Raw genomic sequence first — 12,894 nt, forward strand, 5'->3', positions numbered from 1 at the left:
TTAGGCATCTTGCCGGTCTGCATTCCTGAATGCCATGTATGAAAAAAACAAACCGACAGCCGCAAGAGATAATGGAATATATACAATGGAAGAAGGGGACAGGCCCGGGCTTGTTGAACTCATCAGCATGACAATCACGACAGATGAAATGATGGTTGCCGGGACAGAGTGCTTACGCATCCCAAAAAAGATGGGAACTAAACTGGTGCCAGCGGCGCCAAAAGCGAAAACCGCCATTTTTACCGAATGCTGAGACATGCCAGCGGCGCTCAATTCTCCCGGAATGACATGATAGATCGAGTTCAGCATATAGTAAGCGGCTGCTACGAACGCATTTGAGACCAAAATGGTGATAAACGTCAGCCCGCCTGAGATGCTAAGCTTGGCAGCGAGCAGTTTTTTCCGGCTGATCGGGTACGTGAACATCACTTGAATCGTTTTGTTTTTATATTCCGAAATGACTAATTTGGCGATCAGCACGGCGCCAAAAACGATAAACACCGCTCTGACAAAAGTGCCAATGACGACAAATGCTTCATCCATGCTTTGGAACGACTCGGTGCCCTCCGCTTTTTCTGTGTAACTGACCAACCACATAAAGCCAAGGATAATCAGGTTGGCAATGATGACTCCTCTTACATACCATCCCATCTTCATCTTCCTTAATTCGACTCTGATCAATTTGAGCAACGATCCCGCCTCCTTTACGCACTGATGTGATTGCCATTGATCAAGCTGATGAAGTAGTCCTCCAGTGACGTATACTTTTTATTCATCGATTCGATGTCTACATCCTTTAAAATCAGCGCTTTTGATATGGCACCCTGTGTTAATTGAGCGTCATAAATTCGGATGGTTTTGTCATTTAAGATTTTAAAGTTGGCAATGTGAAGTTCTTTCTCAAGCACAAAGCAGGCTTTTGTCTGATTCGTCGTAACGAGTTCAATGTATTCTGTGTTTTGTCCTCTGACATCTTCCATCGACACCTCTTCCAGCAGCCTGCCGTCACGAATGACGCCGATTGTATCCGCAATTTGTTCGATTTCACTTAGCATATGGCTGGAAATCAGCAGTGTCATTCCATACTCCTTGCTTAATACTTGAAATAAGTTTCTGATTTTTTTAATGCCGACAGGATCAAGGCCGTTTACCGGCTCATCCAATATAAGCAGATCAGGTTTGGTGAGGATGGCCCGCGCTATGCCGAGCCGCTGCTTCATTCCAAGCGAAAATGTTTTGACGGGTTTCTTGTCAATCTGTTTTAAATTCACCATATCGAGCACTTCTTGAATGGCTTTTTTATTGTGATATCCCATGTATGCACAATGAAGCTCCAAATTTTCGATAGCCGTCAGATTTTCATAGAAAATCGGATATTCAATCATGTTGCCGATCCTGCCCAGCACCTCATATGATGTATGGGTGAGGTTGTTTCCGAGGATATTGATTTCACCGCTTGTCGGTTTTACAAGACTTGTCAGCATTTTCATGATGGTTGTTTTCCCCGCTCCGTTCGGGCCAAGAAAGCCGTAAATTTCACCTTTTTTGATATGCATGCTGACATCTGATACGACTTCTTTGCCTTGAAACGTTTTGGTCAGTCCGGTTGTTTGCACAATGTAAGTCAACGTTGTTGCTCCTTTCCCCTTGTTCCTGTTTTCTATTGTAGCGGCGGGCCCTGTCTTTTTTATTTCTTCATTCTTAAGAAATTCTTACGATTGTTAATAGGTCATTCGTTTTAATGTAATCGTAAACGCTGTCCGTTCATACGGGTTGCTATGAAGAGAGATGGAGCCCCCCATTTTTTCCACAAGCCTTTTCGTGATCGTTAAACCGAGACCGCTCCCCTGGAATGCTTTATTTCTAGATTCTTCAAGTGTGTACAGCCTCTCAAATACCCGCTGCTGATCTGTTTCACTGATCCCTTTTCCGCGATCCCATACAGAGATGGCGATGCTTGTTTCATCATAAGAGAGTGATAATCCGATTAACTTGCCATCCGCGCCATATTGAATCGCGTTGGATAATAAATTTTGAAGGATACGGTCCAGTGCCTCTTCATTTGCATGCGCGTATACCGGCGTATCCGGTATTTCTATCTCCGTGTTAAAACCTTTTGACTGAACGGCATCATAGTAATGCAGGATATTTCGTTTGCATACTTCGTTGATATGTATTTTTGAGATTGGGATTTGTTTATCTTCAGATTCCAATTTTGCTAAATCAAAAAAAGAGTGGATCATTTGTATGAGTTCATTTGTTTTTTGGTGGAGCTTCTCAAGCAGCCTTTCCCGCTCTTTGTCCGGCATATCCCGGTCACTTTGGATGGCTTCGATATAACCGAGAATGACCGTCAGAGGTGTTTTGAGATCGTGCGACATATTGGTCAGCATCCGTCTCATGGAATGCTCTGTTTTTGCAAACCGGGCGTTGATATGCTGATGATCCTCGGCAAGCAGATTGATGTTGACGAGCAGGTCCCTGAGCGCACGGTCATCTGTATGCAGTAAAACCTGATCGGCCGATTCATTCTCAAGCATGGCGCCAAGCTTTTCTGCCGTATACGTCAAATTCCTGTCCCGGTTCTTTTTCATCATATATTGAATGACATTTAGACACGCCAAAGCGATGACAGCGGAAATCATTAATACTGTCATTCTAAAACTCTCCCCATTTATAGCCGATGCCCCATAATGTTTTGATATATTGAGGAGACGATGGATCATCTTCAATCTTTTCTCTCAGCCGTCTCATATGTACATTAATGATATTTTGGTCGCCAAAGTAATCCTCATTCCATACGGAACGATAGATTTGTTCTTTCGTAAATACCTTCTTAGGATTTGATGCAAATAGTGTCAGCAGCTGCCATTCCGTTGACGTCAGCTGAAGCGGTTCGCCGTTTTTCAGAACGGACACATTGTCTATATCGATCGTCAGCTGGTGAACACGAATCACCTGATGTTCAGCCGGTTCACTCGACGAATATTGCGTCGCCCTCCGTATCGCTGCTTTGACTCTGGCTGTCAATTCAATCATCGAAAACGGTTTGGCGATATAATCATCCGCCCCGAATCCCAGGCCCAGTGCTTTATCAACATCTCCGTCTTTTGCTGAAATCATTAAAACAGGAACGTTGCTTTTTTCCCGGATGATTTTCAGAAAATCCATGCCGTTCAGCTTCGGGAGCATGATATCAAGCAGAATCAAATCGTACGCCTGCTCTTGAAACCTCCGAATGCCCTCTTCACCGTCGAATGCATGCACGATGTCAAAGCCTTCTTTTGTTAAATAATGATCCACCATTTCACTGATTGAATGGTCGTCCTCCACAAGCAATATGCGCTGCATCCTCTCACCTCACCTTTTCATAGTCAAAAAAACACACATGTCATTACGCTTATTGTAATTGAAAAACATGTGTGTTTTACAAGATTTATTCTTTTTTTCCTTTTTTCAGCTTTCTATATTCCATGCCCGTTATGACAATAAATACGGCTGCGCATCCAATGGTTTGAGTAAGCTGGAGCCGCTCACCGAGAAATAAGGCTCCAAAGAAAATCGACAGGACAGGCCCTGCCATTGAAATAGTGGCAGCTCGCAGTGCCCCGATTCGTTTTATGCCCTCAAGCATCAGCACAAATGGAATCACAGTAGAGACGACTGCGATGAACACAAACAAACCGTACACAGCAAGCGGATATGCTGTCATTTGCGTATTCATGCCGATCGCCGCCTTTATGCCTGTGTAAAGCATCATGGCCGCTCCAGCTGCTGTCATCCCGTATGCATTGAGTCGGATGCCGCCGATTTGATGGACGAGACGCCCGGAAAGGACAAGATAACCAGCATAAACGGCCGAGGATAACAAAATGAATAGAGATCCAACCATATGCGCCTGAAAAAGCTCAGCATTCCAGCCGCCAAGCGCAAAGAAAAAACCGATCATGACCATCAGCACTGCGAAAAGGTCTTGGTTGGAAACCATTTTCCGGTCACGACACGCGTTGAAACCGATCATAAACACCGGATAGCTCATCAGCAAAATACGCTCAACCATTGCGGATACATGGTTCAGCCCCATAAAATCAAACAAGGGAGACAGAAAAAAACAAAACACTCCCGCGACACACGCCCTCCATAGATCCCCTTTTTTCATACCGTCCGGGATTGGAGGACGGTATAACAAAAAAATCAGCCAAAACAGCGGAACAGCAAACAGCTGCCTGTATAACAATACCGCGTCTGGCTCAGCACCCATTTCATATGCGCATTTAATCCAAATCGACTTAGATGCAAAACAAACCGTTCCGATCAGCAAAAAAACCGTCCCTGCCGATGCCTTGCGAATCTCACTCTGCTCTTCTAATCTCATCTCAGCTCAGCTTTTCTCCTTTACTTGTTCAAATGCTTTTGTATAAAATCCAGAAGCGTATTTCCTTGAGCCGTCAGAATGACACCCTTCCCGCCGCAAGCTGGACATGGGCTGCCTTCGATTTCTCTTGCTCTTTTACACTCAGGGCATGCGACCTCCAGATCATCAGTTGCGATCACCATTTGAATCCCTCCTTTCCCATTGATCAAACATGGACCACCAGCCTTCTTCCATCGGCCGTCACCTCCTTTAAGAAACACAAAAACCCCCATCCTATCAAAGGACGAGGGTCTCGCGGTACCACCTTTATTAACAGCTAAAAAGCCATTCGCTCATCAGTACAGAAAACGTCAGTTTCGATACTCCTCTCTTGGTAACGGAGAGAGAATCCCGGCATTGCCTACTTTCTATTCAGCAAAGCAATTCAGAAGCCCATTCGGCATCAGGGGAGGATCGGTTCACACCTGCCACCGACTCTCTGAACCCCGCTCACTGATGCTTACTTGCTCTTCCTCACAATTGTTAATCCGTTCTTTCTTTTTTAAAATTTATAATACTCCGTCAATTCAAGGAAGTCAATTCTTAATCCAATTTAGATTGGCCAAGTGCTTCCAGAGCCATATTTATGTGCTCCTCCTGCTGTGTCTGAAGAGCGAACTTGGCAATTTCCAGCGGATACGCTGCCTGCATCTCTGAGATGTGATCCTGCATTTTTGACCATACACGGCCGCCTGCTTGATTATAGCATTCAAGCAAACGGGCTGTTTCTTTTTCTCCAAAAATCATGTGGTAAAAGACAAAATCCTTGGCTGGATCGGCGACTTTCGCTTCTGTCCAATCCAGAAGGCCTGTGATGTGTTCGGTTTGATCAATAAGGATATGCGCCGGATGGAGATCACCGTGTATCAGCACGGAAAAACCGGGCCAGTATGCATCATCATTGATCCACGTTTGCCATCTTTCCCAAAGCTGCTTAGATACGCCAAGCTTATTCTTTACATCATCCATAGATTCAGCCGTCATTTGCCTAAAATCTTCTGGCTTAATCACTTCTATTCCTAATAGGCCGGCAGATGTTTGATTCATGCCATGTAATTCTGCCAGTATTTCGGCAAGTGTATGAATAAAACCGTCTGACGGCGGCTGATGATTCATATTCCATACATACTGTTTCTGTTCCAAATCGATCCCAGCAGCAGGTGTTCCGCTAAGCTTCGGGTAAGCGATCAATTCCGGCGTATGAATTTTCCAATCCGGCACATCAGCTGTAAGATTCGCGCGGAGAAAGGCAAGTGTTCTGCCTTCTGAAGCTGCTCTTCCAACAACATCGCTTCGTCGTGGTTTTCGCAGCACCCATGGCATACCTGAATCATCATCAGCAAATACAACATGAAAATCCATTCCCGTTTCATTCAATTGAGCGTTATCAGAGTGAACCGTCAAACCTTGATTGCGTGCAAGCGCGACAATTTCAGTGATAAGCTGCCTTTCGATAGGGTTTGTCATCTCTTTTCCCCTTTCTCATATTCCGCCTGTCGTTAAAGAGAAGGGATGTTTTTAAGGCACAAAAACAGAGGGCAGCATCGCCACCCTCTTTCCATGATAATATAAGGGTACATACATAGGCAGATTCATCCCGATTCCCCGCATCCAGGCGAGAGTCGTTCACTATTGAATTCGTGTCAATCGGAATCTAATGAATGCCATGTCAGAACCCCTCCGTTCATTGTACGTTGATCTTCATTTTACATCATATTCCAGTGTTAATCTACTATAAAAGATGAATCAAGTCACAGGCGCGGGATTAAACAAGCACAAATCATTGTGAAGCCCCCAATGGTCCGCCCATGTTTGTTTCCTGCCGCTCGCTACATCTATGATCATCCGAAAAATCTCCCAGCCGACTTCTTCGATACTGGCCTCTCCGGTAGCGATTCGCCCGGCATTGATATCGATTAAATCCGCCCAATGCTCTGTTAATGAGTGGCGTGTAGATACTTTCATCACCGGCGCAGCAGCCAATCCATATGGTGTTCCTCTGCCTGTCGTAAAGACCTGCAGATTCATGCCTGCCGCCAGCTGAAGGGTTCCGCACACAAAGTCGCTTGCCGGCGTCGCCGCAAACAGCAAACCTTTCTTCTCTGCCTTTTCTCCAGGCCCGAGCACACCGGAAATGGGACTTGTGCCTGACTATGCTACCGATCCTAACGCTTTTTCCACCACATTGGATAAACCGCCTTTTTTATTGCCAGGTGACGGATTGGCGCTTCTGTCTGCTTCACCCCGCCGCAGATAGCTGTCATACCACTTCATCTCATCGATCAGCGAACGACCGACCTCATCGCTGACAGCCCGCGGCGTTAATAAGTGAATCGCATCCCGCACCTCTGTCACTTCAGAAAACAAGACCGTTGCGCCTGCCCGAACCAATAAATCAGCCGCATATCCCACTGCCGGATTCGCCGTCACGCCGGAAAAGGCATCACTGCCGCCACATTGCAAGCCAATTACCAGGTCAGAAACAGGGCAGGTTACACGAACTCTGCTGTTGAGTCTGATTAACCGCTCCTCCGCCATTTCCATGATCGAATGAATCATATTCGCAAAGCCTCGATGATCTTGAAGTGAAATGATATGATCTTTTTTCTCAGGTGCAATCCGTGCCGGGAGGAGCTTTTCACATCCTAATCCGACCACCATCACTTCCCCGCCGAAGTTCGGATGCTTTGCCAGGTTTTGAATCGTGCGGATGGGAATAACAGCGTCTGGGGCATTGATGGCCACGCCGCATCCATATTGATGATGAAGCGGCACAACATCATCGACATTAGGATATTTAGGGAGAAGCTCTTCTTTTATCCGTTTTACCGCATAATCCAGCACACCGACGACACACTGAACACTTGTGGTGATACCGAGAATATTTTTCGTCCCCGCACTGCCGTCAGCATTTCGATATCCTTCAAACGTATAACCTTCAAGAGGCGGCAGCGGTTTGGGCACTTTGTTTGCGATAGGGAGATCATGGAGTTCCGGAGGGGAGGGCATTCTCACCAATGCTTCCCTCACCCAGCTTCCGCATTTGATCGGCTGATCTGCAAATCCGATCACTTCTCCATAACGCACAATGGCATCCCCCTGATTCAAATCGGTTAAGGCCACTTTATGGCCTTGAGGAACATCTTCTTCAAGCATCAGCCCGCATGGAAAAACAGTGCCCTTTGGCAGTCCTCCGTCATTGACAATAATCGCCGTGTTATCTGTTTCATTCACTTTGATGTAAAGGGGCGTTTGGTTTTGCCTGAGGTTCATTGCCATAAGAAAATCACTCCTCATATCTTAGTAAGCGTTTTCTAAATCGGTTCAAAAAAAGCCGCAGATCTTACGTTTCAACTGCGGCTGTTTCAAAAATTATTGATCATCCATACCCTTCAGAATTTTGTCACGGACAAATTTCAAATGCTCATACATGTGGTAATGAGCTTGGTAAGGATCTCTTTTGGCAAGAGCGTCATAGATTTTTTTGTGGTATTCGACCGTTACATCCCTCTCCCTATACGGAATCTGGCTGTCGATTTTCGCATGGGTGATCAGCAGGGATTGAATCATGCCTTCGACAACGGGATTATTGGCACTTAAAGCTATAATTCGATGGAATTCTTTATCGGCTTCTCCATAATTGTTGTCAGTGCTGCCGGCGATGTCGTCGATTGTTTTCTGTAAACGCTCGAGCTCATCTTCATTTATTTTTTCCGCGGCAATCGTCACCAGCCCGAGTTCTAACGCCATCCGCGCTTCAATAATAGCCGGAAGATTATCTGTCGCCAAAGCAAGCATGACGGAAAAAGGCTGCATCCCGATTTTGTCGTTGAAATACGTGCCGCCGCGGGTTTTTCTCGTGATAACACCCAGCGTCTCTAGTGAGCTAAGCGCCTCGCGAAGCACCGGTCTGCTAACATGTAAGATATCCATTAGTTCCATTTCTGTGGGCAATTTGTCTCCGGCCTTTAATTGTCCGCTTGACAGTAAATGGACAATCCGTTCAATGACTTGCTTAGCTAATGTTTTCCGATTGACTGTATCCACCTTCAGATCTTCTAAACCTTCGTACACGAACAACTCTCCCTTCAGTTGTTCAATTGTAAGACAAAATATTCGTTATGACAATATTTAGAATAAAACTTATCGCACGAGACACGGGCGCTTGCGGTCAAACTCCCAATTGCTGATCAGAAACTGCATAGGGATTGCATCATTCCGTGCGCCTAACTTCATTTTTCGATAGAGATCATGCGCTTTTTCGACTTGTTCCATATCAATGTCGATGCCAAGCCCAGGCTTATCAGGCACCTTCACACAGCCATCAGCAATTTCTAAAGGCTGTTTGGTTAAACGCTGTCCGTCCTGCCAGATCCAATGGGTATCAATCGCCGTGATGCGTCCCGGAGCAGCGGCCGCGACATGGGTAAACATCGCAAGGGAGATATCAAAATGATTATTAGAATGCGAGCCCCACGTCAGTCCCCAATCATGGCACATCTGCGCAACCCGCACCGATCCCTGCATCGTCCAGAAATGAGGATCAGCCAGCGGAATATCGACCGCATGCAGCTGAAGCGCGTGCCCCATTTCCCGCCAGTCAGTCGCTATCATGTTTGTCGCGGTCGGCAGGCCTGTCGCGCGGCGGAACTCAGCCATCACTTCACGTGCGGAATAACCATATTCCGCCCCGCACGGATCTTCTGCATACGCGAGCACATCATGCTTTCCTTTGCATAATGCAATGGCTTCCTCTAATGACCACGCCCCGTTCGGATCAAGGGTGATCCTTGCCTCTGGAAAACGTTTTGATAATGCAGTGACAGCTTCGATTTCATCCTCTCCTGACAGCACCCCGCCTTTCAGCTTGAAATCCTGAAAGCCGTAGCGCTCCTGTGCGGATTCGGCAAGACGTACAATGGCCTCAGGCGTCAGCGCTTCCTCATGGCGGAGGCGGAACCAATCGCAATCTGACTGCTGATTGCTTTGATACGGCAATGTCGTCCGCCTTCGGTCACCGATGTAAAATAAGTAACCGAGCATCTTGACCTCATCCCGCTGCTGTCCTTCTCCCAACAAGGCCGCGACTGGTTCCTGAAGAAACTTTCCAAGCAAATCTAACAAAGCCGCTTCCAGCGCTGTAACGGCATGGACTGTAGTGCGCAAATCAAACGTCTGGATTCCGCGGCCTCCCCTGTCTTGATCCGCAAACTGCTTTCTGACTGTTTGCAAAATTGACTGGTACGCGCCGATCGATTTACCGACAACAAGCGGCTCTGCAAGCTCCAGCGTGCGGCGAATAGCTTCTCCGCCCGGCACCTCGCCCACTCCCTGATTCCCGCTGCTGTCCGTTAAGACAACAAGATTCCGGGTAAAAAACGGGCTGTGGGCGCCGCTTAAATTCAGCAGCATACTGTCATGCCCCGCGACTGGAATTACTCTCATTTCAGTAATTGATGGAATATTCATTCTTTTTTCTTTTTGAACCTGTTCTTGTATTGATGAACTCATGTTTTCTCCTCCTTATAAAGCGCTTTCATAAAATATTAGACAGGCAACGATTGATCGGGGTCTTGCTCTTGTTTCTTTAATACGACCCGTTTGATCGGCCCGACCAGCAGCAAATAGCTGAGGACTGCTGCAATCGCATTAGCGCCAACAAAGACGAGGGCGCCATTAAAAGACCCTGTGGCATTCACGATGTAGCCGATAATAATCGGCGTCGTAATCGAGGCGATGTTTCCGAATGTGTTGAACAAACCTCCGCTTAATCCCGCACACTCTTTTGGTGACGTGTCCGACACGACAGCCCAGCCCAATGCGCCAAAGCCTTTTCCGAAGAACGCGAGTGACATGATCACAACGACGAGCCACGCTGAATCTGTATAGTTGCAGATAATCATGCTGCAAGACAGCAGCATGCCGACAATGATCGGCGCTTTTCTCGCAAAGGTGAGAGAACGGCCTTTTTTCAGTAAAAAATCAGACACGATGCCTCCAAGCACGCCGCCCGCAAATCCGCACAGCGCCGGGAGAGAAGCCACAAACCCCGCTTCAAGAATGGACATTCCGCGGGCCTGAACCAAATATACCGGAAACCATGTGAGAAAAAAATAGGTGAGAGTTGTAATGCAGTATTGTGCGATGTATACGCCAATCAGCATGCGGTTGGTCAATAACTGTTTGATATACGGCCATTTTGATTCTTTTTCCTGGTTGCTTTGACTGTCATCCATCGAGATCAGCCCGCCGCCTTCTTCAATGTACGCAAGCTCGGCTTTGTTAACCTTCGGATGTTTTTTCGGTTCATATACCATTTTTAACCAGATAAAAGCCAGAAGAATTCCCGCGGCCCCCATCACTACGAAGACGGAATGCCAGCCGAAAGAGTGGGTGAGCCAGCCCATTAAAGGAGAAAAAATGACGATTGCGAAGTATTGAGCTGAATTAAAAAAGGCTGAAGCTGTACCGCGTTCGGAGCTTGGGAACCAGGAAGCAACCACTCTGCCGTTTCCGGGAAATGAAGGCGCCTCAGATAGCCCGACTAAAAAGCGCAGCGCAAACAGCAGGATAATCGCTGTGCCAGCAGTAAAAAAGCCAATCGCCCCTTGCAGCAGCGTGAAAAATGACCAGAAAAAGATGCTTAGCGCAATAACCGTCTTTGAGCCAAACCGATCCAGCAGCCAGCCTCCGGGAAGCTGCCCGATGACATAAGCCCAGCCGAAAGCAGAAAACACATACCCCATAGCGACCGAGTCCAGTCCAAGGTCATGCTGGACGGAATCTCCCGTAATCGAAAGTGTCGCACGATCTGCGTAGTTAATAGATGTCACAAGAAACAGCATAAACACGATGAACCAGCGTACAGAGGTTTTTTTGCCCGCCGGCGAAATATTCGCATGGTCTTTTTTCATAATATCTTCTCCTTTGCCAAAGTAGAGAATCACATGCTGGCTGAATAAGGCTCGGAAAGAGACGAACGCCTCTTTCCAGCACCTTTATTGCTTCACAAATACGGTTTTGATCGCCGTGAAAAAGTCCTTCGCAGCCTCACCCTGTTCGCGGGAGTGAGAGCTTGATTGCTTCATGCCGCCAAATGGCGCCTGAAGCTCAACCCCTGCGCTTTCTGCATTGACCCGAACAAGCCCGGCTTCAATCTCATCAACGAATGAAAGCATACGGCCGATGTTTTGCGTAAAAATAGATGCACTTAATCCGAACTTTACATCATTGGCGAGGTCTAAAGCCTCCTCCATCGTGTCCACCTTTAACAGAGCGATGACCGGCCCGAAAATTTCCTCCTGGGCAATCGCCATGTCAGATGTCACGTTGTCAAAAATGGCAGGCTGCACATAATAACCGTTTTGATACTTTCCATCCTCCAGCTTTTCTCCTCCGATCAAAAGGGAAGCGCCTTCTTGTTTGCCTTTTTCAATATACGATAGGCAGTTATCAAGCTGATTTTTGCTGGCGATCGGTCCCATCCAGACGTTTTCGTTCAAGCTGTCTCCAATCGTAATCTCCTTTGTGCGATGCAGCAATTTTTCTTTAAAGCGGTCGTAAATTCCACTTTGGACAATGACACGGCTCGTTGCGGTGCACTTCTGGCCCGTTGAACGAAAAGCGCCTGTCACCACGGCTTCCGCTGCCGCTTCAAGATCAGCATCATCCGCTACGATCACTGGATTTTTCCCGCCCATTTCAAGCTGATATTTGGCGCCTCTCGCTAAAGCGGCTTGGCCAATGATTTTCCCAACCTGATTCGAACCCGTGAACGTAATGGCATTGACCCCGTCATGTTCGGCAATGCCTTGGCCGACAACTGACCCTTGGCCAGTCACCAAATTGATGACTCCCGCCGGAAACCCCGCTTCTTCAAAACAAGCGATGATCTTCGTACATGTAACGGCAGTTTCTGTTGCGGGTTTGATGACAACAGTATTGCCGTACACCAATGCCGGCGCCATTTTCCAAATCGGGATCGCGACCGGGAAGTTCCACGGCGAAATCACACCGACGACACCGAGCGGGACACGGGTTGTAAACATCAGTGCGTCTTTGTCAGTAGACGGGATGACATCGCCTGTTTTGCGCATGCCCTCGCCGGCGTAATAGCGAAGAATCGCAATGCCGCGAGCGGTTTCTCCTTTTGCTTCCGGCAGGGTTTTTCCCATTTCACGCGTCGCACATGCGGCGATGTCCTCTAAGCGCTGTTCCATAATATCGGCAGTTTTGTACAGCAATTGGCCCCGTTCTGCACCCGTCAGCTTTCTCCATCCCGTTTTTGCCGCATGAGCGGCGGTGACGGCCCGGTCCACATCGTCAGCCGTTGAACTCTGCACATAGCCGACGATGTCGTTCACATCGGCAGGATTTTCCGACTTGATCATATCGCCTGATTGAGATTTGACCCATTCTCCATTAATAAAATTGAGATATGTGTTTTTTTCCGTGATTACAGTCATGCCCATTGCCCCTTT

Annotated in this window: 11 protein-coding genes, 1 pseudogene and 1 other annotated feature; all 12 genes and pseudogenes read right to left on the reverse strand. The window is 47.3% G+C overall.

Going from position 1 to position 12,894, the window contains the following annotated elements; genetic code table 11:
- Entirely contained in the window at nt 1-690 is a 690-nt protein-coding gene (locus V6D42_RS18085; RefSeq protein WP_333514156.1) for an ABC transporter permease, read from the reverse strand.
- 14 nt (nt 691-704) lie between these two features.
- Entirely contained in the window at nt 705-1,628 is a 924-nt protein-coding gene (locus V6D42_RS18090) for an ABC transporter ATP-binding protein (RefSeq protein ID WP_333514157.1), read from the reverse strand.
- Between the two features lie 93 nt (nt 1,629-1,721).
- Entirely contained in the window at nt 1,722-2,657 is a 936-nt protein-coding gene (locus V6D42_RS18095) for a HAMP domain-containing histidine kinase (RefSeq protein ID WP_333514158.1), read from the reverse strand.
- Between the two features lies 1 nt (nt 2,658).
- Nucleotides 2,659-3,339 carry a response regulator transcription factor gene (locus tag V6D42_RS18100; protein WP_333514223.1) on the reverse strand — a complete coding sequence of 227 codons (681 nt, stop codon included), beginning with the start codon at nt 3,337-3,339 and terminating at the stop codon, nt 2,659-2,661.
- Between the two features lie 97 nt (nt 3,340-3,436).
- A complete protein-coding gene (locus V6D42_RS18105; RefSeq protein WP_333514159.1) occupies nt 3,437-4,375 on the reverse strand; it encodes a DMT family transporter in 939 nt (312 codons plus the stop codon).
- 20 nt (nt 4,376-4,395) lie between these two features.
- Nucleotides 4,396-4,557: a tryptophan RNA-binding attenuation protein gene (locus V6D42_RS18110; RefSeq protein WP_333514160.1), complete on the reverse strand. Its 162-nt coding sequence runs from the start codon at nt 4,555-4,557 to the stop codon at nt 4,396-4,398.
- Between the two features lie 94 nt (nt 4,558-4,651).
- Nucleotides 4,652-4,901, reverse strand: a binding site (T-box leader).
- Nucleotides 4,902-4,957: 56 nt separating this feature from the next.
- Complete coding sequence (mphK, locus tag V6D42_RS18115; RefSeq protein WP_333514161.1) at nt 4,958-5,881, reverse strand: macrolide 2'-phosphotransferase MphK; 924 nt, start codon at nt 5,879-5,881, stop codon at nt 4,958-4,960.
- 279 nt (nt 5,882-6,160) lie between these two features.
- A pseudogene (gene garD / locus V6D42_RS18120) lies at nt 6,161-7,693 on the reverse strand (galactarate dehydratase).
- Between the two features lie 93 nt (nt 7,694-7,786).
- Entirely contained in the window at nt 7,787-8,488 is a 702-nt protein-coding gene (locus tag V6D42_RS18125; protein ID WP_333514162.1) for a FadR/GntR family transcriptional regulator, read from the reverse strand.
- A 69-nt stretch (nt 8,489-8,557) separates the two neighbouring features.
- On the reverse strand, nt 8,558-9,925 hold the full coding sequence (gudD, locus tag V6D42_RS18130; protein WP_333514163.1) for a glucarate dehydratase: 1,368 nt from the start codon (nt 9,923-9,925) through the stop codon (nt 8,558-8,560).
- Between the two features lie 35 nt (nt 9,926-9,960).
- A complete protein-coding gene (gene gudP / locus V6D42_RS18135; protein ID WP_333514164.1) occupies nt 9,961-11,328 on the reverse strand; it encodes a glucarate transporter GudP in 1,368 nt (455 codons plus the stop codon).
- An 84-nt stretch (nt 11,329-11,412) separates the two neighbouring features.
- Nucleotides 11,413-12,879 carry an alpha-ketoglutaric semialdehyde dehydrogenase GucD gene (gene gucD, locus V6D42_RS18140; protein WP_333514165.1) on the reverse strand — a complete coding sequence of 489 codons (1,467 nt, stop codon included), beginning with the start codon at nt 12,877-12,879 and terminating at the stop codon, nt 11,413-11,415.
- Nucleotides 12,880-12,894 lie beyond the last annotated feature (15 nt).

Source organism: Bacillus sp. 0909A (assembly GCF_036765115.1).
In the GTDB taxonomy this organism is placed as follows: domain Bacteria; phylum Bacillota; class Bacilli; order Bacillales; family Bacillaceae; genus Bacillus; species Bacillus mojavensis.